This window comes from Pantoea sp. ICBG 1758 (genome assembly GCF_002928325.1).
GTDB classification, from domain to species: Bacteria; Pseudomonadota; Gammaproteobacteria; order Enterobacterales; family Enterobacteriaceae; genus Pantoea; species Pantoea eucrina.
In genome coordinates this window covers 21,557-44,129 of sequence record NZ_POWL01000003.1, presented here as the reverse complement: position 1 = coordinate 44,129, position 22,573 = coordinate 21,557, and the positions used below count along the sequence as shown (strand labels likewise).

General features: G+C 55.8%; 20 protein-coding genes. 13 read left to right on the top strand and 7 right to left on the bottom strand.

From position 1 onward, the window contains the following. The first annotated feature begins 21 nt into the window (after positions 1-21). Positions 22-369, top strand: a complete 348-nt coding sequence (gene erpA / locus C1Y41_RS11990) for an iron-sulfur cluster insertion protein ErpA (protein WP_039382693.1) — start codon at positions 22-24, stop codon at positions 367-369. Between the two features lie 32 nt (positions 370-401). On the opposite strand, the gene C1Y41_RS11985 is transcribed toward erpA, so the two are convergent. From C1Y41_RS11985 to mtnN, 3 genes are all read right to left on the bottom strand, one after another. Further along, positions 402-653, bottom strand: a complete 252-nt coding sequence (locus tag C1Y41_RS11985) for a hypothetical protein (protein ID WP_039382696.1) — start codon at positions 651-653, stop codon at positions 402-404. 118 nt (positions 654-771) lie between these two features. After that, entirely contained in the window at positions 772-1,566 is a 795-nt protein-coding gene (btuF, locus tag C1Y41_RS11980; protein ID WP_094111885.1) for a vitamin B12 ABC transporter substrate-binding protein BtuF, read from the bottom strand. Continuing rightward, positions 1,559-2,257: a 5'-methylthioadenosine/S-adenosylhomocysteine nucleosidase gene (gene mtnN, locus C1Y41_RS11975; RefSeq protein ID WP_039382702.1), complete on the bottom strand. Its 699-nt coding sequence runs from the start codon at positions 2,255-2,257 to the stop codon at positions 1,559-1,561. The genes btuF and mtnN overlap by 8 nt, the downstream gene beginning before the upstream one ends. A gap of 96 nt (positions 2,258-2,353) precedes the next feature. On the opposite strand from mtnN, the gene dgt reads away from it, so the two are divergent. The 3 genes from dgt to C1Y41_RS11960 all read left to right on the top strand — a co-directional run bounded on the left by dgt (position 2,354) and on the right by C1Y41_RS11960 (position 6,740). Next, complete coding sequence (gene dgt, locus C1Y41_RS11970; RefSeq protein ID WP_039382705.1) at positions 2,354-3,847, top strand: dGTPase; 1,494 nt, start codon at positions 2,354-2,356, stop codon at positions 3,845-3,847. Positions 3,848-3,982: 135 nt separating this feature from the next. Further along, complete coding sequence (gene degP / locus C1Y41_RS11965) at positions 3,983-5,422, top strand: serine endoprotease DegP (protein ID WP_039382707.1); 1,440 nt, start codon at positions 3,983-3,985, stop codon at positions 5,420-5,422. Positions 5,423-5,582: 160 nt separating this feature from the next. Beyond that, positions 5,583-6,740, top strand: coding sequence for a CdaR family transcriptional regulator (locus C1Y41_RS11960; protein ID WP_104085519.1), 1,158 nt, complete (start codon positions 5,583-5,585; stop codon positions 6,738-6,740). Positions 6,741-6,782: 42 nt separating this feature from the next. Here the strand turns inward: C1Y41_RS11960 and C1Y41_RS11955 are convergent, their stop codons facing one another. The 4 genes from C1Y41_RS11955 to map form a co-directional block, all read right to left on the bottom strand. Further along, positions 6,783-7,175: a DUF3461 family protein gene (locus C1Y41_RS11955; RefSeq protein ID WP_039382714.1), complete on the bottom strand. Its 393-nt coding sequence runs from the start codon at positions 7,173-7,175 to the stop codon at positions 6,783-6,785. A 279-nt stretch (positions 7,176-7,454) separates the two neighbouring features. Next, a complete protein-coding gene (gene dapD, locus C1Y41_RS11950; RefSeq protein WP_039382717.1) occupies positions 7,455-8,279 on the bottom strand; it encodes a 2,3,4,5-tetrahydropyridine-2,6-dicarboxylate N-succinyltransferase in 825 nt (274 codons plus the stop codon). Positions 8,280-8,353: 74 nt separating this feature from the next. Continuing rightward, complete coding sequence (glnD, locus tag C1Y41_RS11945; protein ID WP_071669050.1) at positions 8,354-11,011, bottom strand: bifunctional uridylyltransferase/uridylyl-removing protein GlnD; 2,658 nt, start codon at positions 11,009-11,011, stop codon at positions 8,354-8,356. 65 nt (positions 11,012-11,076) lie between these two features. Next, positions 11,077-11,868, bottom strand: a complete 792-nt coding sequence (map, locus tag C1Y41_RS11940) for a type I methionyl aminopeptidase (protein WP_039382722.1) — start codon at positions 11,866-11,868, stop codon at positions 11,077-11,079. A gap of 320 nt (positions 11,869-12,188) precedes the next feature. On the opposite strand from map, the gene rpsB reads away from it, so the two are divergent. The 9 genes from rpsB to bamA all read left to right on the top strand — a co-directional run bounded on the left by rpsB (position 12,189) and on the right by bamA (position 22,558). Next, complete coding sequence (gene rpsB, locus C1Y41_RS11930; RefSeq protein WP_039382724.1) at positions 12,189-12,914, top strand: 30S ribosomal protein S2; 726 nt, start codon at positions 12,189-12,191, stop codon at positions 12,912-12,914. 184 nt (positions 12,915-13,098) lie between these two features. Next, positions 13,099-13,950, top strand: a complete 852-nt coding sequence (gene tsf, locus C1Y41_RS11925) for a translation elongation factor Ts (protein WP_039382726.1) — start codon at positions 13,099-13,101, stop codon at positions 13,948-13,950. A 153-nt stretch (positions 13,951-14,103) separates the two neighbouring features. Then, positions 14,104-14,829, top strand: a complete 726-nt coding sequence (gene pyrH, locus C1Y41_RS11920) for a UMP kinase (RefSeq protein ID WP_039382729.1) — start codon at positions 14,104-14,106, stop codon at positions 14,827-14,829. A 189-nt stretch (positions 14,830-15,018) separates the two neighbouring features. Next, complete coding sequence (frr, locus tag C1Y41_RS11915; RefSeq protein WP_039385717.1) at positions 15,019-15,576, top strand: ribosome recycling factor; 558 nt, start codon at positions 15,019-15,021, stop codon at positions 15,574-15,576. Between the two features lie 165 nt (positions 15,577-15,741). Beyond that, positions 15,742-16,944 (top strand): 1-deoxy-D-xylulose-5-phosphate reductoisomerase, encoded by a 1,203-nt coding sequence (gene ispC / locus C1Y41_RS11910; RefSeq protein WP_175540480.1) that lies wholly within the window; start codon positions 15,742-15,744, stop codon positions 16,942-16,944. Between the two features lie 161 nt (positions 16,945-17,105). After that, positions 17,106-17,858 carry a (2E,6E)-farnesyl-diphosphate-specific ditrans,polycis-undecaprenyl-diphosphate synthase gene (ispU, locus tag C1Y41_RS11905; protein WP_039382733.1) on the top strand — a complete coding sequence of 251 codons (753 nt, stop codon included), beginning with the start codon at positions 17,106-17,108 and terminating at the stop codon, positions 17,856-17,858. 18 nt (positions 17,859-17,876) lie between these two features. Beyond that, positions 17,877-18,734, top strand: coding sequence for a phosphatidate cytidylyltransferase (gene cdsA, locus C1Y41_RS11900; RefSeq protein WP_039382735.1), 858 nt, complete (start codon positions 17,877-17,879; stop codon positions 18,732-18,734). An 11-nt stretch (positions 18,735-18,745) separates the two neighbouring features. Beyond that, positions 18,746-20,095 (top strand): sigma E protease regulator RseP, encoded by a 1,350-nt coding sequence (gene rseP / locus C1Y41_RS11895; protein WP_104085518.1) that lies wholly within the window; start codon positions 18,746-18,748, stop codon positions 20,093-20,095. 51 nt (positions 20,096-20,146) lie between these two features. Next, entirely contained in the window at positions 20,147-22,558 is a 2,412-nt protein-coding gene (bamA, locus tag C1Y41_RS11885; protein ID WP_039382738.1) for an outer membrane protein assembly factor BamA, read from the top strand. Positions 22,559-22,573: the final 15 nt, after the last annotated feature.

The following is a 22,573-nucleotide window of genomic DNA, read 5'->3' as shown; positions in this document are numbered from 1 at the left end:
GACGTTTACGCGGAGTAAAACATGAGTGATGACGTAGCAGCGCTGCCTTTGCAGTTTACCGATGCAGCAGCCAATAAAGTAAAAAATCTGATTGCGGATGAAGAGAATCCGGCGCTGAAACTGCGCGTCTATATCACCGGCGGCGGTTGCAGCGGCTTCCAGTATGGTTTTACCTTTGATGACCAGATGAACGATGGCGATATGACCATCGAAAAGCAGGGCGTATCGCTGGTAGTGGATCCAATGAGCCTGCAGTATCTGGTGGGCGGATCGGTGGACTACACCGAAGGTCTGGAAGGTTCGCGCTTTATTGTTACCAACCCCAATGCTAAAACCACCTGCGGCTGTGGTTCCTCTTTCAGTATCTGATGCCAGTCTGGCTGCCGTTCCGGCAGCCAGTTCTACCACTCAATAGTGACTAATTGTGTTGTGTCGTGCCGGCGCGCATCGCCCGTGAGCGTCTGCCGGGAAATACGCGGCTGAGCGCCGCTACCGCCCGCGCAGTCAGCGGCGGGCAGCCCCGGTGCACTGGCGGATGAGACAGTGCAGCGTGACACGATAGTCAGCGACACCGCAATCGAGCCGCTGGTGCCAGCCGCCATGGCGGACGCCGCGCCCGCCAGCATAATGGCCAGCAGTACAGCTCGGGTCATGATTAATTCCTGGTGTAGTCAAAAGCGCGTTGCGCTAAAAGGGCACGGAGCTTACGTGGCTGCCGTGCCTGCTCTCTTCATTGTCGACATATGCGGGCTAAACTTTATGCGCGGGCGCTTATTTTTTTAGCGGATGCAGCGCAGCGCAGAGCTGCTGCGCGGCCAGCAGCAGGCGCGGACCGGGGCGGCTCAGCCAGTCGGGGTTAATGGCAATCACCGGTACGCTGAGCTGTGAGCGCCAGAACCGGGTGATGCTGGCGGCCTGTGCGGTATCGCCGCTGATGACAATCGCTTGCGGCTGCCGTATCAGCACCTGCTCCCGGCTGACCTGCGGCCAGCTAACCCGGCTGTCGGCAAAAATATTCTGCCCGCCGCACAGCGTGACGATCTCATTTTGCAGCGTGTTACGCGAAGCGGTAAACAGCGGCTGCTGTCCGAACTGCAGAAACAGCGCCACCGGAGCAGCGTGCCGGTAGCGCTGGCGCAATGCAGCTTCCTGCGCCCGCAGCGCCTGCGCAGCTGAAACAGCCTGTTCAGGCCGCGGGCTCCAGCGCGCCAGCGACTGCACGGTATCTATCATCTCATCCAGGCTTTGCGGATCGATCCAGACCACCCTGACGCCAGCGTGCTGCAGCTGTTCAATCTGACGCGCCGGGTTACCGCCACGCCACGCCAGTACCACGTCTGGTTTCAGTTGCAGCACCTGCTCAACGCCGATGCCCTGCCAGTTCGCTACCTGCGGCAGCGTCCGGGCAGCGGGTGGATAGTCGGACCAGGCGCTGACCGCCACCGGTGTGATACCGGCGGCAAAGGCCATCTCTGTAAGATGCGGGGCGAGGGTAATGACGCGCGGAGCCGCTAACACCAGGCCGCTGCAGAGCAGCAGCAGCCCGGCGAGCAGCCACTTAGCCATGCGTCAGACGGGCAAGCAGGCGCTCTGTCATCAGAGAGGATTGTCTGGCCGCCACGCTGAGAAACTCATCAAAACTCAGGTGGGAGGTTTTATCGGCGACGTCAGAGATGGCGCGTACCACGACAAACGGCACGTTAAACTGGTGACAAACATGACCAATGGCGGTGGCTTCCATTTCTACGGCAATCGCCTGCGGAAACTGTGAGCGGATGCGTGCCAGCGGCTCTGCACCGTTGATAAACGCGTCGCCGCTGACCACCAGGCCGCGCACGGCGTTCAGCTGCAGCTCGCTAATTGTCTGCTCAGCGGCCGTCACCAGCTGGCTGTCGGCCACAAACGCTTCCGGGCAACCTGCCATCTGACCCGGCACATAGCCAAAAGCGGTGACGTCGGCGTCGTGATAGCGTACTTCATCAGATACCACGATATCCCCGACCTGCAGCGTCGGCGCAAGGCCACCCGCAGAGCCGGTGTTGATCACCAGATCGGGTTTGCAGAGCTGCAGCAGCAGGGTGGTGCCCAGCGCGGCGGCCGTTTTCCCGATTCCTGATTTCAGCAGGGCAACCTCAACGCCATTCAGGGTACCGGTATAGATTTCACATCCGGCCAGCTTCAGCGTCTGACGGTTTTCAATTTTGTCACGCAGCAGGGTAACTTCCTGCTCCATCGCGCCAATAATGCCTGCTTTCATAAAGAATCTCGCTGTGTTTATAGATGTTTAAGAGGAAACTGAGGCATAGTCTATCATGGCTTCAGAGCGATGAATTCACCAAAAAGAGGGCCCGCTATGGTGGCGATTAATTTCAGGAAGAAGATCGGTTTCACGCGCCCTTATACCAGCCGTAAAGCGCCGGAAGGCGAATACGCGATCACCCGCCATTTTGAGAGCGATCGGGGCCGGATCATTAACTCCGCCGCTATCCGCCGGCTGCAGCAAAAAACCCAGGTATTCCCGCTGGAGCGCAACGCAGCCGTACGCTCGCGGCTGACTCATTCGCTGGAGGTCCAGCAGACCGGCCGCTACATTACCAAGGAGATTCTCCATACCCTGAAAACCCAGGGCGGCGGGCTGGAGCAGTATGGCCTGGACGGTTTTGAAGGGGCTACAGAGACGCTGGTCGAGATGGCCTGTCTGCTGCATGACGTCGGCAACCCGCCGTTTGGACATTTTGGCGAAGCAGCGATTAATGACTGGTTCGAAGATAATCTGCCGGCAGAGCTGGTGGATCCGCTGGTCGCCGGCGTGGCCAGCGACGAACAGCAGGCTGACTTTAACGAACTGAATGCAATGATTCGTCAGGATCTGTGCAATTTTGAGGGGAATGCACAGGCGATTCGGCTGGTCCATACGCTGCTGCAGCTTAACCTTAGCTATGCCCAGGTCGCCTGCATTCTGAAATATACTGCCCCCGCCTGGTGGCAGGGTGAGAAGCCGGCTGAATTCAGCGTCCTGATGAAAAAACCCGGCTTTTATCTCTCTGAACGGGAATATATTGCGGAGCTGCGCGTCGCCACCGATCTGGCGGAACATCATCGCTATCCGCTGACCTGGATAATGGAGGCGGCGGATGATATTTCATACTGTATTGCCGACCTGGATGATGCCGTTGAAAAAGCGATATTTACCGTGGATACGCTCTATCACGCGCTGGTTAAAGCCTGGGGGCCGCTGATTCCCGGTGATGCATTTAGCCGCACCATTGGTGAGGCCTGGAAAGAGGCGAATCAGAAAAAACGGCGCAGCATCAGCGATCAGTTTTTTATGTCGCTGCGCGTAAACGTGCAGAATCTGCTGGTAGGCCATGCGGTGCGGCGCTTTGTCGATAACCTGCCGGCCATTTTCTCCGGCAATTTTAATCACGCCCTGCTGGAAGATGATGGTGATGAAGGGCGGCTGCTGAAGCTGTTTAAAACTGTGGCGCGTCAGCAAGTATTTAATCATCCTGAAGTAGAGCAGCTGGAGCTGCAGGGCTACCGGGTAATTAAAGGCCTGCTGGAGATCTATCAGTCGCTGATGCAGCTCAATTATGAGCAATTTACCACCTTAATGAATGATGATTATCTGGCGGGCCATCCTATTGAGACGCGCCTGTTCCATAAGCTCTCCGGTAAACATCGTAAGGCGTACCAGCAGCAGATGCGCGCGCGCGTCGTTGAGCATAAATATCAGCGGCTGTTATGGGAGCGCTATTATCGCTTCCGCCTTATTCAGGATTACATCAGCGGCATGACGGATAATTATGCGTGGGACGAATATCGCCGGATGATGGCGGTAGAATAGGGCCAGTTTTGTAAAGACGACGCATAAATATTTACCTTTAGGCAAAACTTTATCGCCTTTTTTGCGTATAAAATTTATCTCCGTTATGACGGCCACAGCAATGGTCAGGCTGCAACTTTCAGAGAGAAAAAACGAATGAAAAAAAACAGATTGATGCTGAGTGCGCTGGCACTGAGTCTGAGTATGGCGTGCGCGCCTGCTGCAGTATTTGCCGCTGAAACGGCGTCCTCCTCCAGCCAGCAGCTGCCCAGTCTGGCACCCATGCTGGAAAAAGTGATGCCTTCCGTGGTGAGCATCAACGTTGAAGGCAGCACTGCAGTAAAAACGCCGCGCATGCCGCAGCAGTTTCAGCAGTTCTTTGGCGATAATTCGCCTTTCTGTCAGGATGGATCGCCCTTTCAGGGATCGCCGCTCTGTCAGGGTGGCGGTGGCGCAGATGATGGCGCACCGGGCAATGCACAAAAACAGCCGTTCCGCGCACTCGGTTCCGGCGTCATTATCAACGCAGAGAAAGGCTATGTGGTTACCAACAACCACGTAGTGGACAACGCCACAAAAATTCAGGTTCAGCTCAGCGACGGCCGCCGTTATGAGGCCAAAATCATCGGTAAAGATCCGCAGTCTGATATTGCCCTGATCCAACTGCAGGATGCGAAAAACCTCACGGCGATTAAAATGGCCGATTCCGATACGCTGCGGGTAGGTGACTATACCGTTGCGATCGGCAACCCTTACGGGCTGGGTGAAACCGTGACCTCCGGCATCGTCTCTGCGCTGGGCCGCAGCGGCCTGAATGTGGAGAATTACGAGAACTTTATCCAGACTGACGCCGCCATCAACCGCGGCAACTCGGGCGGTGCGCTGGTCAATCTGAACGGCGAGCTGATCGGGATTAACACGGCTATTCTGGCACCGGATGGCGGTAACATCGGCATCGGCTTTGCTATTCCCAGCTCGATGGTGAAAAACCTGACGGCGCAGATGGTGGAGTTTGGTCAGGTTAAACGCGGTGAGCTGGGGATCCTCGGCACCGAGCTGAACTCAGAGCTGGCGAAAGCGATGAAGGTTGATGCCCAGCGCGGCGCCTTTGTCAGCCAGGTTCTGCCTGGTTCTGCGGCGGCAAAAGCGGGCGTGAAAGCCGGCGACGTCGTGGTTTCATTGAATGGCAAGCCGCTGAGCAGCTTTGCTGCCCTGCGTGCTGAAGTGGGCTCGCTGCCGACGGGCACCAAACTTCAGCTGGGTCTGCTGCGCGAGGGTAAATCCCAGAGCGTGACGGTAGAGCTGCAGCAGAGCACCAAAGATAAAGTGCAGTCGGCGACCATTTACACCGGTATTGAAGGCGCCGATCTCAGCAACGTGGAGAGCAATGGCCACAAAGGGGTGCGCGTTGACAGCGTGAAAGCAGGCAGCGCGGCCGCGCGTATCGGCCTGAAGAAAGGTGACATCATCCTCGGGGTTAACCAGCAGGCGATCGATAACCTGGGTGAACTGCGTAAAATTCTCGACACGAAACCGCCGGTACTGGCGCTCAACATTCTGCGCGGTGACGCGTCGCTTTATCTGCTGATGCAGTAATTCTCCCTGCATAAACCGGGCGGGCTGCGGCTCGCCTTTTTTCTTTTGTGCGCCCGGTAACATTTTCCGCAATCTCTCCGCCACTATGTGCAATTGCACAATGTCAGCCGTCAGCAGGATGCGTATTCTGTCGGTTTGCCCCTTGCTCAGGAAGTGATCCATGGCAACCTCTCATCTTGATGCGCGTCTGGCGCAGGATATCGTTGCGCGCACCATGAAAATTATCGACAGCAACGTCAACGTGATGGATGCGCGCGGGCGCATTATCGGCAGCGGCGATCGTGAACGTATCGGCGAGCTGCACGAGGGCGCGCTGCTGGTACTGTCGCAGGGCAGGGTGGTAGATATTGATGAAGCGGTAGCAAAGCATCTGCACGGCGTGCGGCCTGGCATCAATCTGCCGCTGCGCATTGAAGGCAGCATCGTGGGAGTCATCGGGCTGACCGGAGAACCTGCTGCCCTGCGGCATTACGGCGAACTGGTCTGTATGACGGCGGAGATGATGCTGGAACAGGCGCGGCTGCTGCATCTGCTGGCGCAGGATAGCCGCCTGCGCGAAGAGCTGGTGCTTAACCTGATCCGCAGCGACACACTCTCGCCGACGCTGAACGAATGGGCGCAGCGGCTGGGTATCGATCTTAACCAGCCGCGTGTGGTGGCGGTAGTGGAAGTGGATAGCGGCCAGCTGGGCGTAGACAGCGCAATGTCAGAGCTGCAGCAGCTGCAGACGCTGCTGACCACGCCGGATCGCGATAACCTCATTGCCATCGTATCGCTGACGGAGATGGTGGTGCTGAAACCCGCGCTGAACGCTCACGGCCGTTACGATCACGACGATCACCGCCGGCGCGTTGACCAGCTGCTGCAGCGTATGAAAGAGAGCGGTCAGGTGCGTATGCGGATTGCGCTGGGCAATTATTTCCCCGGACCGGGCGGCATTGCGCGCTCGTGGCGTACTGCCCGCACCACTATGTCAGTGGGCAAGCAGCGTATGCCGGAGCAGCGCAGTTTTTTTTATCAGGATCTGGTGCTGCCGGTACTGCTCGACAGCCTGCGTGGCGGCTGGCAGGCCAGCGAGCTGGCGCGTCCGCTGGAAAAACTCAGAAGCATCGATACCAACGGTTTATTACGGCGTACGCTGCTCGCCTGGTTCAGTCATAACGTGCAGCCTGGCGCCACGGCACGCGCGCTGTTTATTCATCGTAATACGCTGGAGTATCGTCTGAACCGGATTTCAGAACTGACCGGACTGGATCTCGGCAATTTCGACGACCGGCTGCTGCTGTATGTGGCGCTGCAGCTGGATGAACGGGCGTAAAAAAGGCCAGCAGCGCTGGCCTGAGTGCGATGTGTAAACGGATCAGCGGCTGTTACGGGTCAGCTGATCGAGATCGGCTTCAATCTCAGCGATCTTATTAGAGACCACGCTCTCCAGATGGCGCAGATCGTCGAGGATCTTGCGCTTCAGATCCACCTCAACCCGATCGCGCTGGCAAATCTGATCCAGCTCATCGATAACGTAACGCAGGTTGGGGCTGATCTCCTGAATTTCACGGAAGCCCTGACCGTTATGTTCGGCCACCACGGTTTTGCGCTGGCGCGGATATTTGAATTTCACGCTCTTGGCAAAAAATTCGCCTTTATCTTTGCGGAAATAGATTTTCAGGATGTCGTTGTTCGCTTCCTGACGCAGACTGTAACGATCGATGTCTTCAGGATTGCTGATACCTAAGCTTTTCAGGTTGTCATACATGGCGTTTAAATTCCCTCTGAGAGTGAGTGAGCGCGCAGACATGTCATCAATCGTTCCAGGTCGGATCCGGAACGCTTACGGCATACTTATAAACTTTAGACGAAAAACCGGGTCAGACAGTGCGCGTCCGGAGTTAACTGGCGCGGATTATGAACTGTTTGAAAAGTAAACGCACCAGTTAATTTGCGGCGCAAAACAGGTTGTATCAGGCGGGGTGTAAAGAAAAAATGACGGCACCGTTGCCAGTGCCGTCATGCGTAAGAAAAGCGCTCAGAGAAGTTAATCGATAGTACGCAGCAGTTCGTTGATACCCGTTTTGCTCAGCGTCTTAGCGTCAACTTTTTTCACGATTACCGCGCAGTAGAGGCTGTAGCTGCCATCTTTCGACGGCAGATTACCTGAGACCACTACTGAACCAGCCGGGACGCGGCCGTAGTGAACTTCACCGGTTTCGCGATCGTAAATTTTGGTGCTCTGGCCGATATAAACGCCCATTGAGATCACCGAACCCTCCTCGACAATCACGCCCTCAACGATTTCGGAACGTGCGCCGATAAAGCAGTTATCTTCGATGATGGTTGGATTAGCCTGCAGCGGCTCCAGTACGCCGCCAATGCCCACGCCGCCGGAGAGATGCACGTTTTTGCCAATCTGCGCACAGGAGCCCACGGTGGCCCAGGTATCAACCATGGTACCTTCATCGACAAAAGCCCCGATGTTGACGTAGGAAGGCATCAGCACGGTGTTACGCGCAATAAAAGCGCCCTGGCGTACGGCCGCTGGTGGCACCACGCGGAAACCTGCCGCTTTAAAGCGCGCATCGTCCCAGCCGGCAAATTTCATCGGCACCTTGTCATAAAAGCGGGTTTCAGCCCCTTCCATAACCTGATTGTCATTGATGCGAAACGACAGCAGCACCGCTTTTTTCAGCCACTGATGCGTTACCCATTCGCCATCGATTTTTTCAGAGACGCGCAGTTCGCCGCTGTCCAGCAGACCAATCACCTGATTGATCGCTTCACGGGTGGCACTGTCGACGCTGGCGGGCGTGATGTCAGCACGGCGCTCAAAGGCGGATTCAATAACGCTCTGTAACTGTTGCATAGCTATTTCCTGAGTCTGTCATACGGATGCCCGGACGTGTCCGGACAGGATTCAATTTATCTGTACAGTGTGATTCAGGACACTTTATCGTTTGGATTAAGGGCCTCTGTCAACCGTTGTTGTAACACATCGCGCATTTCTGCATTCAGCGCACGCCGTTCGCTGTTGGCGAGGATAAAGAGATCCTCAACCCGTTCGCCGATGGTGCTGATGCGCGCACCGTGCAGCGACACGCCGAGATCGGCAAAGACTTCACCTACCCGGGCAAGCAATCCTGGCTGATCGAGCGCGATCAGCTCCAGATAGCTGCGCCGGTCGGTGTGGGTCGGCAAAAATTTCACGTCAGTGTCCACGCTGAAATGTTTCAGGCGCGCGGACTGGCGACGGGTACGCGGCGGCACCCACTCCTGCTGCGTAATGGCCTGCTGTAATGCCTGAATAATCAGCGGGTGGCGATCGGGTGAAAGCGGACTGCCATCGGGTTCGAGGACGATAAAGGTATCCATTGCCATGCCGTCACGGCTGGTAAAGATTTGCGCGTCGTGCACGCTGAGATTACGGCGGTCGAGTTCACCCGCTACGGCGGCAAACAGATAGGGGCGATCCGGGCTCCAGATAAAAATCTCCGTGCCGCCGCGCGTCGCCTGCGGGCTGACCAGCACCAGCGGCTGGCTGAGGTCGTGGTCAATCAGATGACGGGCGTGCCACGCCAGCTGATTAGGCGTATGGCGCAGAAAATAGTCGGCGCGGCAGCGGCTCCAGATATGGTGCAGCCGCTCTTCATTGAGGTTCTCCATGCGCAGCAGCGCCAGCGCCTGCAGACGATGGTGGCGCACCCGCTCGCGCAGATCCGGGCTATTTTCCATGCCGCGTCGCAGCTGCTTCTCGGTAGCAAAAAACAGCTCGCGCAGCAGGCTCTGCTTCCAGCTGTTCCACAGGCTCTCATTGGTGGCGCAGATATCGGAGACGGTGAGGCAGACCAGATAGCGCAGGCGATTCTCATTCTGCATTACCTCGGCGAACTGCTGGATCACCGTAGGGTCCTGAATATCGCGACGCTGGGCGGTGACCGACATCAGCAGATGATGACGCACCAGCCAGGCCACCAGCTGGGTCTCCCGGGAGTTGAGGTTGTGCAGCTCAGCAAACTCCAGCGCATCCTGCGCGCCCAGTATTGAGTGATCGCCGTTGCGGCCTTTGGCAATATCATGGAGCAGCGCTGCCATCAGCAGCAGCTCCGGCTGGGGCAGGCGCGGCCAGAGTTCCACACACAGCGGATGCTTTGGCCGCGTGCTCTCATCGGCGAAGCTCTCCAGCTTCTGCAACACGCGAATGGTGTGCTCATCCACCGTGTAGGCGTGAAACAGATCAAACTGCATCTGGCCGACCACGTTGCCCCAGAGCGGCGTATAGGCGGAGAGTACGCTATGGCGATGCATCGGCAGCAGCGCGCGTTTTACCGCGCCGGGATGACGCAGAATCGCCATAAAAGTGCGGCGCGCCTCAGCAATCTGGCACAGCGGCTGCCGCAGATGGCGGCGCGCATGACGCAGCTGGCGCAGGGTAGTGGAGTAGATCCCGGTAATTGAGGCGTTGCGTACCATGACATAAAACATGCGCAGAATGGCCTGCGGCTCGCGCTGAAACAGATCCGGGTCGCGCAGGTCAATCAGGTCGCCGCGTAGCTGAAAATCATCATCCAGCGCACGCGGCTTTTCGGTCGCTGGCAGGGCGAGGATCGCTTCATCAAACAGCTGCAGCAGCATCTGGTTCAGCTCGCTAATGCGGCGCGTTACGCGGTAGAAATCTTTCATCATGCGCTCAACCGGCTCGTTGCCTTCGCCGGAGTAGCTGAGGCGATGCGCGACGGTCAGTTGCCGATCAAAAAGCAGGCGGTTGTCGTAGCGTGGCAGCGTCAGATGCAGGGCGAAGCGGATGCGCCAGAGAAACTCCTGACACTCGTTGATCTCATTGCGCTCCGCTTCGGTCAGGAACCCAAAGCCCATCATCTCATCCATGGTGGTGGCACCAAAATGGCGACGCGCTACCCACTGCAGGGTATGGATATCGCGCAGGCCGCCCGGACTGCTTTTGATATCGGGTTCGAGATTGTAACTGGTGCCGTGGTAACGCTGATGGCGCTCCTGCTGCTCTTCAATTTTGGCAGCAAAAAAGCGCGATGAGGGCCAGAAGCCTTCGCTGAAGATATTCTTCTGCAGCTCAAGAAACAGCGCAACGTCGCCGGTCAGCATGCGCGACTCAATCAGGTTGGTTGCCACGGTGAGATCGGATAAGCCCTCCAGCAGGCACTCCTCAAGCGTGCGCACGCTGTGTCCCACCTCAAGCCGCAGATCCCACATAAGCGTGATCAGTTCAGAGGTGCGCTGCGCGGCGGCCTCATCAAGGGGCTGACGGCTGAGGATCAGAATGTCGATGTCCGACAGCGGATGCAGCTCGCCACGGCCATAGCCGCCCACCGCGACCAGCGCCATATCACTTAGCGTATCAAAACCGAAGAAACGCCACAGCCGTCGCAGCAGACGATCGATAAACAGCGTGCGCGTGTCGATCAGCGACTCCACGTCGCTGCCGGCATCAAAGGCGAGGCTCAGCGCGTGCTGAAACTGCTCCAGCGCGGCTTTCAGCTGTTCACGCGTTAGCGCGTCGTCAGCCCAGCCGGCGGGTGAATCGGTGAGAATTTTGTGTACTGCCTCGGTCACGTTACCGCTCATCAACATGCCCCTTCGCGCATTAAAAAGCCGGCATTAAGCCGGCTCAGTGGGTAGCAGAGAGAGGATCAGACGTTTTCCAGCCGCGCCGGAATAGTGTCATCCTCACGCAGCGTCAGAATCTCACAGCCAGTTTCTGTCACCACAATAGTATGCTCATACTGCGCGGACAAGCTGCGATCTTTGGTTTTCACCGTCCAGCCATCCTTCATGGTGCGGATGCGGTAATCGCCTGCGTTAACCATCGGCTCCACGGTAAACGTCATGCCGGCCTGCAGCACCACACCGCTGTCGTCGGCGTCATAGTGCAGCACCTGCGGCTCTTCATGGAAGCCTTTGCCAATACCGTGACCGCAATACTCACGCACCACGGAGAAATCCTGCGCCTCAACGTATTGCTGGATCGCGCGTCCCAGCTCACGCAGGCGGATGCCTGGCTTAACGAGACGCAGAGCGATATAGAGGCTCTCCTGCGTCACGCGGCAGAGGCGCTCGCCGAGGATAGTGGGTTTGCCGACGATAAACATTTTTGAGGTATCACCGTGATACTCATCTTTAATGACGGTGACATCAACGTTCACGATATCACCCTCTTTCAGGACGCGATCGTCGCTGGGAATACCGTGGCACACCACCTCGTTTACCGAGATGCAGACCGATTTAGGGAAGCCGTGATAGCCAAGGCAGGCAGAAACCGCCTGCTGCTGCTGTGTGATGTGCTCGTGGCAGAGGCGATCAAGCTCACCGGTGGTCACACCCGGCACAACGTGAGGGGCGATCATTTCCAGCACTTCAGCGGCCAGGCGGCCCGCCACGCGCATTTTTTCGATTTCGTCAGGAGTTTTAATTGAGATAGCCATGAATTTTTCCGCAATCGCCGAAATTTTCGACAATAATGAGTTCTGTGGCAGTCATGTTAGCAGGCAGCAAATGGGCTGCCAAATCGGGATTGCCGCACACGTTTTGCGCTAACAACCGCTGGCGTATTTATACCTGTTATGGTATAAAGCGCGCCGACGATTCTCTGCTGTCTTACGAAAGCGAGACGGCAGGAAGCGCATAAATCTCATTATGTGTACTAAAACACACATGTATCGACACATACGCCGGGGTGCCTTGAAAGAGGTCGGTCGTATGGGATACATGGAGGCCCAACCCCAAAAATACTTTAGAGGTAATCATGGCAACTGTTTCCATGCGCGACATGCTCAAGGCTGGTGTTCACTTCGGTCACCAGACCCGTTACTGGAACCCAAAAATGAAGCCATTCATTTTTGGTGCACGTAACAAGGTTCACATCATCAACCTTGAGAAAACTGTACCAATGTTCAACGATGCTCTGGCTGAGCTGCAGAAGATATCTTCTCGCAAAGGTAAAATCCTGATCGTTGGTACCAAGCGCGCTGCTGCTGAAGCGGTAAAAGAGTCAGCTCTGAGCTGCGACCAGTTCTTCGTTAACCACCGCTGGTTAGGTGGTATGCTGACTAACTGGAAAACCGTTCGTCAGTCAATCAAACGTCTGAAAGATCTGGAAACTCAGTCTCAGGACGGCACGTTCGACAAACTGACCAAGAAAGAAGCACTGATGCGTGCTCGTGAGCTGGCCAAGCTGGAAAACAGCCTGGGTGGTATCAAAGACATGGGCGGTCTGCCAGATGCGCTGTTTGTTGTTGATGCTGACCACGAACACATCGCAATCAAAGAAGCAAACAACCTGGGTATCCCGGTATTTGCTATCGTTGATACCAACTCTGATCCAGATGGCGTTGATTTCGTTATCCCTGGTAACGACGATGCGATCCGTGCTGTAAGCCTGTACCTGACTGCTGTTGCCACTACCGTGCGCGAAGGCCGTTCACAGGACCTGGCTGAGCAGGCTGAAGACGCGTCTTTAGAAAACGCTTAATAAGGATTGCTCTTTCTGAGAGCCCTTAGACATCAGATGTTATCTGTATAAGGGGCCGCACAGGCCCCTTTTATTTATCTCCGTCTGTCGCGCTCCCTGTTACGGGCTGGCGGGGCAGAGTAAATTTTCCGCAACAGGTTTCTGCGCGTGCGCACGCACCCGGAAACGAACCGAGGATTCTGGAATGGCTGAAATTACCGCTGCATTGGTAAAAGAACTGCGTGAGCGTACTGGCGCAGGCATGATGGACTGCAAAAAAGCGCTGACCGAAGCGAACGGCGACATCGAGCTGGCAATTGAAAACATGCGTAAGTCTGGCGCAATCAAAGCTGCGAAAAAAGCAGGTAACGTTGCAGCTGACGGCGTGATCAAAACCAAAATCGTTGATGGTTACGGTGTGATTCTGGAAGTTAACTGCCAGACTGACTTCGTTGCTAAAGATGGCGGTTTCCAGGCGTTTGCTGACAAAGTTCTGGATGCAGCTACTGCCGGCAAAATCACCGACGTTGAAGCGCTGAAAGCACAGTTCGAAGAAGAGCGTGTTGCACTGGTTGCTAAAATCGGTGAGAACATCAACATCCGTCGCGTAGCAGTACTGGAAGGCGCTCAGCTGAACAGCTACCAGCACGGCGCGCGTATCGGCGTTCTGGTTTCTACCACCGCTGCTGATGAAGAGCTGAGCAAGCAGATCGCAATGCACGTTGCGGCAAGCAAGCCAGAGTTCGTTAAGCCAGAAGATGTTTCTGCTGACGTGGTTGAGAAAGAGTACCAGGTACAGCTGGATATCGCGATGCAGTCTGGCAAGCCAAAAGAGATCGCAGAGAAGATGGTTGAAGGCCGTATGAAGAAATTCACCGGCGAAGTCTCTCTGACTGGTCAGGCTTTCGTTATCGACCCAAGCAAAACTGTGGGTCAGGCGCTGAAAGAGAAAGGCGCAGATGTCATCAACTTCATCCGCTTTGAAGTGGGCGAAGGCATTGAGAAAGTTGAAACCGACTTTGCAGCTGAAGTGGCTGCGATGTCCAAACAGTCTTAATGAGTGACCGGAACCGCCGCGAGGCGGTTCTTTTTTGTCTGCGTTTTGGCGCAGTGATTTTCAGTCTCATCCCAATAGCTTTTTTGACGCGCTAAGCGGATGATCCACCAGATTTAACTTCTCATTCATCTTATCCTCCAGGAAGAATTGACCATGGCGACCAACGCAAAACCTGTATACCAACGTATCCTACTGAAACTGAGCGGCGAGGCCCTGCAGGGTGCCGAAGGTTTTGGTATCGACGCGAGCGTGCTTGACCGCATGGCGCAAGAGGTGAAAGAGCTGGTTGAGCTGGGCATCCAGGTAGGTGTGGTGATTGGTGGCGGTAACCTGTTCCGTGGCGCAGGCCTCGCTCAGGCGGGTATGAACCGCGTAGTAGGCGACCACATGGGTATGCTGGCGACCGTCATGAACGGCCTGGCAATGCGTGATGCGCTGCACCGCGCCTATGTGAACGCACGCCTGATGTCTGCCATCCCGCTTAACGGCGTCTGTGACAACTACAGCTGGGCTGAAGCGATCAGCCTGCTGCGTAATAACCGCGTGGTGATCTTCTCTGCCGGTACCGGCAACCCGTTCTTTACCACCGATTCTGCTGCCTGCCTGCGCGGCATTGAGATTGAAGCGGACGTCGTGTTGAAGGCGACCAAAGTAGATGGCGTCTACTCAGCCGATCCGGTGAAAAATCCGGACGCGACGCTGTACGATCAGCTCAGCTACGCTGAAGTGCTGGAAAAAGAGCTGAAAGTTATGGATCTGGCCGCCTTTACGCTGGCGCGTGACCACGCACTGCCGATTCGCGTCTTCAACATGAATAAGCCTGGCGCACTGCGTCGCGTGGTAATGGGTGAAAAAGAAGGCACCCTGATTACGCATTAATATCCGACGCAAGGTAAAATAAGGTATATTCTGATAGCGCAGTGCCTGACGCTGCGCCACTACCTGACATAATCGATGTTGCAGGCGGCTTGTACGTCAGCAGCAGGTAGCAGGATGATCGATGTTTATCGATACCAGTTCCGACGCGTGCGGAAATGGCCAGGTCAAACCGAATCCAAGGGTTTTAACGTGATTAACGATATTAAAAAAGATGCCGAAACACGCATGGACAAGTGCGTGGAAGCATTCAAAAGCACCATCAGCAAAGTGCGTACCGGTCGTGCTTCACCTTCACTGCTCGACGGCATTGTGGTGGAATACTACGGTACACCTACGCCACTGCGTCAGCTCGCCAGCGTAACGGTAGAAGATTCCCGTACGCTGAAAATCAACGTGTTCGATCGCTCTCTGGGTCCGGCCGTTGAGAAAGCGATCATGACGTCCGACCTCGGCCTGAATCCAAGTTCAGCCGGCACCGACATCCGTGTTCCGCTGCCAGCGCTGACAGAAGAGCGCCGTAAAGATCTGATCAAAATCGTTCGTGGCGAAGCAGAGCAGGGGCGTGTTTCCGTGCGTAACGTTCGCCGTGATGCCAACGATAAGATCAAAGCGCTGCTGAAAGATAAAGAGATCAGCGAAGATGACGAACGTCGTTCACAGGATGATATCCAGAAAATGACCGACCTTCACATCAAGCATGTTGATGCTGCGCTGGCAGAAAAAGAGAAGGAGCTGATGGACTTCTGAGTCTGTCAGCCCGATCTGTATCTGCTGGAGGCAGGTAAGCGCCTGCCTGTAACAGATATAAAACGCCGTTCAGAGCCGTATTCGTACCGAATGCACTCTGGCGGCGTTTTACATTGTGCCTGGCGCCGTTGCGGGCACCTATGATGACTTCACAGGGATAGCATGATGAAGCAATTAACTCTTCTGGGATCCACCGGCTCAATTGGCACCAGTACGCTGGCGGTTGTCGCCGCGAATCCCGATCTCTATCAGGTTACGGCGCTGGTCGCAGGGCAGAATGCTGCGCTGATGGCTGAGCAGTGCCAGCAGTTCCGGCCGCGCTATGCGGCGATGTCTGATGAGACCGCCGCTGCCGACCTGCGTGAGCGACTGAGAGCACTCAACGTCGATACCGAAGTGCTCTCCGGCGTTCAGGCAGCCTGCGATCTGGCGGCGCTGGATGAGGTTGATCAGGTGATGGCGGCGATTGTCGGCGCCTCGGGCCTGCAGCCAACGCTGGCAGCGATTCGTGCCGGAAAAACCGTGCTGCTGGCTAACAAGGAGTCACTTGTCACGTGCGGCCGCTTGTTTATGGAGGCAGTGCGTCAGCATCAGGCGCAGCTGCTGCCGGTCGATAGCGAGCATAATGCCATTTTTCAGAGTTTGCCCGCTTCCATACAGCATCAGTTGGGGTACGCTGATCTGCGGGAGAACGGGATCGACTCGATTCTCCTCACGGGATCGGGTGGTCCTTTTCGTGACACGCCACTGGCAGATCTGGCTGCTATGTCGCCGGATCAGGCCTGTGCGCATCCGAACTGGTCAATGGGGCGCAAGATCTCCGTTGATTCGGCCACTATGATGAATAAAGGTCTTGAATACATTGAAGCCCGCTGGTTGTTCAACGCCACTGACGCGCAAATGGAGGTCATCCTGCACCCGCAGTCGGTGATCCACTCTATGGTGCGTTATTGTGACGGCAGCGTGCTGGCGCAGCTGGGATCGCCTGATATGCGCACACCGATTGCTCACAGCATGGCATGGCCTGCACGTATCGCCGCTGGCGTCACGCCGCTTGATTTCACCCGAATGAAAGCGCTGACGTTTGCTGAACCCGATTACGTACGCTATCCCTGCCTGAAGCTGGCAATCGATGCGTGTACTGCAGGGCAGGCGGCCACGACGACGCTGAATGCAGCAAATGAAATCGCGGTAGCAGCGTTTTTGCAGCATCAGATTCGCTTTACCGATATTGCCGCCCTCAACAGCGAAGTACTGGCTACGCTCAGCTCGCCGGAGCCAGCCAGTATTGATGAGGTGCTGGAAATCGATCGGCTGGCGCGGCAGCATGCAAAGGCACTGCTGTCACGCGTCACTCTGGCTGGCTGATAGCCCCGCTATTTGTTCGCTCTGGCTGAAAATGGTATAGTCGCTCGCGTTTTACGGCACGACATTGTTTCGATGTCATCCGGCTTACGGGCCGGCCTTTGCCGCAGGCGCAATGTATTCAGAAAACACAGCATTTCTGATGAAAGGAATTATTACGCGTTATGTCGTCCAACAATCACAATACAATCGATGACGGGTCGTACTGCACACCACGTCACGTGGCCATCATTATGGATGGTAATGGTCGCTGGGCAAAAAATCAGGGCAAACTGCGTATTTCAGGCCACAAAGCCGGGGTAAAATCGGTTCGCCGTGCCGTCAGCTTTGCGGTCAGCCACAAGCTGGAAGCGTTAACGCTCTATGCGTTCAGCAGTGAAAACTGGAGCCGACCGCCGCAGGAAGTGACGGCGTTAATGGAATTATTTATCTGGGCTCTCGACAGTGAAGTAAAGAGCCTGCATAAGCATAATGTACGTCTGTGCATTATTGGTGATATCAGCCGTTTTTCTGGTCGTATTCAGGAACGCATTCGCCGCGCCGAGGAACTGACTCAACAAAATAATGGACTGACCCTCAACATTGCTGCCAACTATGGCGGCCGTTGGGATATTATCCAGGGTGCCAGGAAACTGGCCGAACAGGTTCAGGAAGGGCTACTGCGTCCTGACCAGATAACCGAAGAAAGCCTTGCTCCCTACCTCTGTATGCAGGAGCTGGCGCCGGTGGATTTAGTGATAAGGACCGGGGGAGAGCATCGAATCAGCAACTTCCTGCTGTGGCAGATAGCCTATGCTGAGTTCTGGTTTACCGATGTTCTTTGGCCTGATTTTGATGAACATGTTTTTGAAGGTGCACTGAATGCATTCTCTCTGCGGGAGCGACGCTATGGCGGCGCTGCACCAGGCGGCGCCTGAGCTACCTGGGGGTAACCTTTGCTGAAGTCTCGTCTGATCACTGCGTTTATTTTGATTCCGCTGGTGATCGCTGCGCTATTCTGGTTACCGCTGTCTGGTTTCGCGATTACCACGATTGCTATCTGCATGCTCGCCGCCTGGGAGTGGGGGCAGCTGGCCGGTATGGCTACCCGTCAGCAGCGCGTCTGGCTGGCGCTGCTCTGTGGCCTGCTGCTGGCAGCGATGCTGTTTACCTTACCGTCCTATTCTCACGATGCGCATCAGCCTCAGCTGGAAAGCTCGCTCTGGGCCGCACTTGGCTGGTGGGTCGTTGCTCTCTTTCTGGTGCTGTTCTATCCCGCCTCTGCCGCACTCTGGCGCGGCTCGCGTCCGCTTCGTCTGCTGTTTGGCGTGCTGACTATCGTCCCGTTTTTCTGTGGCATGATCGCGCTGCGCCAGTATCACTACGACATTGATCACTTCGCCGGCGCCTGGTGGCTCCTGTTCGTTATGCTGCTGGTATGGGGCGCGGACTCGGGTGCCTATATGTTTGGTCGGCTGTTCGGCAAACACAAGCTGGCGCCTAAAGTCTCGCCGGGTAAAACCTGGGAAGGCTTTTTTGGCGGGCTGCTCTCCTCCGCTATCATCGCCTGGCTGTTTGCGCTGCTGGCTCCGCTGACGGTGGCACCGGGCACGCTGATTGCGTGTGCCGTTGTTGCCACGCTCGCCTCAGTACTGGGCGATCTCACTGAAAGTATGTTTAAGCGTGAAGCGGGCATTAAAGACAGCGGAAATCTTATCCCCGGCCACGGTGGTATCCTCGATCGTATCGATAGCCTCACAGCGGCCGTGCCGGTATTTGCCTGCCTGCTGCTGCTGGTGTTTCATACCCTCTAGGAGCAGCAACTATGTTAAGCATTCTCTGGAGTTTTGCTGCTTTCATCGTCGCGCTGGGCGTGCTGATCACCGTGCATGAGTTTGGCCACTTCTGGGTGGCACGCCGGTGCGGCATCTATGTCGAACGCTTTTCTATCGGTTTCGGTAAGGCGCTCTGGCGACGGACTGACCGGCAGGGGACAGAGTATGTTATTGCGCTGATCCCGCTCGGCGGCTATGTCAAAATGCTGGATGAGCGTGTAGAGAGCGTTTCCGCTGAGCGCCGTCACGAGGCGTTTAACAACAAAACCGTGCTGCAGCGTGCTGCCGTCATCGCCGCGGGGCCGGTTGCCAATTTCCTCTTCGCTATCTTCGCTTACTGGCTGGTCTTTATGCATGGCGTGCCCGGCGTACGGCCGGTGGTTGGCGAAATTGTGAGCGGCTCCGTCGCAGCGGAAGCGCAAATTCAGCCAGGCATGGAACTTAACGCAGTTGACGGTATCGAAACGCCTGACTGGGATGCTGTGCGCATGGCCCTGATTGGGAAAATCGGCGATGAGAGTACCACGCTGACCGTTTCTCAGTTTGGCGAAAGCGCAACCCAGCAGAAGCGGGTCGACCTGCGTGACTGGCAGTTTGAGCCAGACAAGCAGGATCCGGTGGTAGCGCTCGGCATTCGTCCACGCGGGCCACAGATTGAAACCACGCTGGCAGAAATACAGGCGGATTCACCCGCCAGCGCTGCCGGTTTGCAAGCGGGCGACAGGATCGTTAAAGTCGATGGTCAGCCGTTAACGCAGTGGCAGGCATTTGCCGGGCAGGTACGGGATAATCCGGGTAAACCGATGGCGCTTGAGGTTGAGCGAAATGGCGCCCGGCACTCTCTGACGCTGACGCCAGCCGCGAAGCCGGGCAAGCCTGAAGAGGGATTCGCCGGCGTTATTCCGCGCGTGCAGCCGCTGCCTGACGCATATAAAACGGTGAAACAGTATGGGCCGGTGGCCGCTATCGGTGAGGCAGGCGTCAAAACCTGGCAGCTGATGAAGCTTACGGTGTCGATGCTGGGTAAGCTGATTACAGGTGATGTAAAGCTGAATAACCTGAGCGGCCCGATTTCGATTGCGCAGGGTGCCGGTTTATCAGCGGAGTACGGGGTGATTTATTATCTGATGTTCCTGGCGCTGATAAGCGTCAATCTGGGCATCATCAACCTGTTTCCGTTACCGGTTTTAGATGGTGGGCATCTGCTTTTTCTGGCGATCGAAAAGATCAAAGGAGGACCGGTGTCCGAGCGAGTTCAGGACTTCAGTTATCGCATCGGCTCAATTCTGCTGGTGCTGTTAATGGGGCTTGCACTTTTCAATGATTTCTCTCGCCTGTAACGTCTGGAACGCAGACAGGTGCGGGATGTGTTAGGAAAACGCATAACAACGATGGCGATGAAAAAGTTGCTCATAGCGTCGCTGCTGTTTAGCAGCGCCACCGTTTACGGTGCAGACGATTTCGTGGTGAACGACATTCATTTCGAAGGTCTCCAGCGAGTCGCCGTCGGCGCGGCTCTGCTCAGCATGCCGGTACGCGTCGGTGATACGGTGAATGATGATGATATCAGAAACACCATTCGCTCACTGTTTGCCACCGGCAATTTTGAAGATGTGCAGGTTTTACGTGACGGAACGACCCTGATTGTTCAGGTTAAAGAGCGTCCGACTATTGCCAGCATCACATTCTCCGGTAACAAGGCGGTGAAAGAGGATCAGCTGAAGCAGAACCTCGAAGCGTCAGGCGTTCGCGTCGGCGAAGCGCTGGATCGCACCACGCTCTCTTCAATCGAGAAGGGACTGGAAGATTTCTACTACAGCGTCGGCAAATACACCGCCAGCGTAAAAGCGATTGCCACACCGCTGCCGCGTAACCGCGTGGATCTGAAATTTGTTTTCCAGGAAGGTGTCTCTGCCAAAATTCAGCAGATCAACATCGTGGGTAACAAAGCGTTCAGCTCTGATGAACTGATCTCCCGCTTCCAGCTGCGTGATGAAGTGCCGTGGTGGAACGTGGTTGGCGATCGCAAATATCAGAAGCAGAAGCTGGCCGGCGACCTTGAGACGCTGCGCAGTTTCTATCTGGATCGCGGTTATGCGCGCTTTAATATCGACTCGACTCAGGTCAGCCTGACGCCGGATAAAAAAGGCATCTACATCACCGTCAACATCAACGAAGGCGACCAGTATAAAATCGCCGGCGTGATTGTGAACGGCAGCATGGCAGGCCACTCAGCAGAAATTGAACATCTGACCAAAATCCCGAATGGTGAGCTTTACAACGGCACCAAAGTGACGCAGATGGAAGATGATATCAAAAAGCTGCTGGGCCGCTATGGCTATGCCTATCCGCGCGTCGTGACGCAGCCGGAAATCAGCGACGCTGACAAAACCGTTAAGCTGCATATTAACGTTGATGCCGGTAATCGCTATTACGTGCGTAAAGTCCGTTTTGAAGGGAACGACACCTCAAAAGATGCTGTACTGCGCCGTGAGATGCGTCAGATGGAAGGCGCATGGCTGGGCAGCGATCTGGTTGATCAGGGTAAAGAGCGTCTGAACCGCACCGGTTACTTTGAAACGGTTGATGTGGATACGCAGCGCGTACCAGGCGTGCCGGATCAGGTGGATGTGGTCTACAAAGTTAAAGAGCGCAACACCGGTACCTTTAACTTTGGCGTGGGCTACGGAACAGAAAGCGGCGTCAGCTTCCAGGTGGGTGTTACCCAGGATAACTGGCTCGGTACCGGTAATACCGTTAGTATCAGCGGTACCAAAAATGATTATCAGACCTATGCTGAATTCTCACTGACCGATCCCTACTTTACGGTTGACGGCGTGAGTCTGGGCGGTCGCCTGTTCTATAACGACTTTAAAGCGGACGATGCCGATCTGTCAGACTACACCAACAAGAGTTACGGTGTTGATGGCACGCTGGGCTTCCCGGTTAATGAGAACAACACCCTGCGCGTTGGCTTAGGCTATGTGCATAACGATCTGTCGAACATGCGGCCGCAGGTAGCAATGTGGCGTTACCTCGACTCGGTCGGGCGTCCACAGGGACTCAATAATAAAGGCGATTTCTCTGCGGATGATTTTACCTTTAACTATGGCTGGACCTACAATACGCTGGATCGCGGCTTCTTCCCGACGCGCGGTAACCGCACCAACCTGAACGGTAAGGTGACGATTCCAGGTTCAGACAACGCGTTCTATAAAGCGACGCTGGATACGCAGCAGTATGTGCCGCTGAACCGTGACGGCACCTGGGTAGTCCTGGGGCGTGGTCGTGTGGGCTATGGAGACGGCATCGGGGATAAAGAGATGCCGTTCTATGAGAACTTCTACGCCGGCGGCTCCAGTACGGTGCGTGGTTTCCGTTCCAATACTATTGGTCCGAAAGCCGCTTACCTTAACGATCGCTCCTCATCGTGTAATCTGACCGATCCAAACGGGATCTGTAAGTCAGATGATGCGGTGGGCGGTAACGCAATGGCGATTGCCAGCCTCGAGCTGATCACGCCAACGCCGTTCCTGAGCGAGAAGTACGCTAACTCCGTGCGCACTTCACTGTTTGTGGACGCCGGTACCGTCTGGGATACCAACTGGCAGAATACGGCAGCCACCCGCGCTGCGGATATTCCGGACTACAGCGATCCTAACAACATTCGCGTCTCTGCAGGCCTGGCGCTGCAGTGGATGTCGCCACTGGGCCCGCTGGTCTTCTCCTATGCCCAGCCGGTGAAGAAAGTCGAGGGAGACAAAGCAGAGCAGTTCCAGTTTAACATTGGTAAAACCTGGTAATGTTCTGAGCAGGGA

Bases quoted from the DNA above. Each gene is read 5' to 3' on its own strand.
- mtnN (WP_039382702.1), bottom strand. From the start codon at position 2,257: ATGAAAGCAGGCATTATTGGCGCGATGGAGCAGGAAGTTACCCTGCTG.
- rseP (WP_104085518.1), top strand. From the start codon at position 18,746: ATGTTAAGCATTCTCTGGAGTTTTGCTGCTTTCATCGTCGCGCTGGGC.
- bamA (WP_039382738.1), top strand. From the start codon at position 20,147: ATGGCGATGAAAAAGTTGCTCATAGCGTCGCTGCTGTTTAGCAGCGCC.
- dgt (WP_039382705.1), top strand. From the start codon at position 2,354: ATGGTGGCGATTAATTTCAGGAAGAAGATCGGTTTCACGCGCCCTTAT.
- btuF (WP_094111885.1), bottom strand. From the start codon at position 1,566: ATGGCTAAGTGGCTGCTCGCCGGGCTGCTGCTGCTCTGCAGCGGCCTG.
- C1Y41_RS11955 (WP_039382714.1), bottom strand. From the start codon at position 7,175: ATGTATGACAACCTGAAAAGCTTAGGTATCAGCAATCCTGAAGACATC.
- map (WP_039382722.1), bottom strand. From the start codon at position 11,868: ATGGCTATCTCAATTAAAACTCCTGACGAAATCGAAAAAATGCGCGTG.
- degP (WP_039382707.1), top strand. From the start codon at position 3,983: ATGAAAAAAAACAGATTGATGCTGAGTGCGCTGGCACTGAGTCTGAGT.
- ispC (WP_175540480.1), top strand. From the start codon at position 15,742: ATGAAGCAATTAACTCTTCTGGGATCCACCGGCTCAATTGGCACCAGT.
- ispU (WP_039382733.1), top strand. From the start codon at position 17,106: ATGTCGTCCAACAATCACAATACAATCGATGACGGGTCGTACTGCACA.
- pyrH (WP_039382729.1), top strand. From the start codon at position 14,104: ATGGCGACCAACGCAAAACCTGTATACCAACGTATCCTACTGAAACTG.
- rpsB (WP_039382724.1), top strand. From the start codon at position 12,189: ATGGCAACTGTTTCCATGCGCGACATGCTCAAGGCTGGTGTTCACTTC.
- glnD (WP_071669050.1), bottom strand. From the start codon at position 11,011: ATGAGCGGTAACGTGACCGAGGCAGTACACAAAATTCTCACCGATTCA.
- dapD (WP_039382717.1), bottom strand. From the start codon at position 8,279: ATGCAACAGTTACAGAGCGTTATTGAATCCGCCTTTGAGCGCCGTGCT.
- C1Y41_RS11985 (WP_039382696.1), bottom strand. From the start codon at position 653: ATGACCCGAGCTGTACTGCTGGCCATTATGCTGGCGGGCGCGGCGTCC.
- C1Y41_RS11960 (WP_104085519.1), top strand. From the start codon at position 5,583: ATGGCAACCTCTCATCTTGATGCGCGTCTGGCGCAGGATATCGTTGCG.
- tsf (WP_039382726.1), top strand. From the start codon at position 13,099: ATGGCTGAAATTACCGCTGCATTGGTAAAAGAACTGCGTGAGCGTACT.
- erpA (WP_039382693.1), top strand. From the start codon at position 22: ATGAGTGATGACGTAGCAGCGCTGCCTTTGCAGTTTACCGATGCAGCA.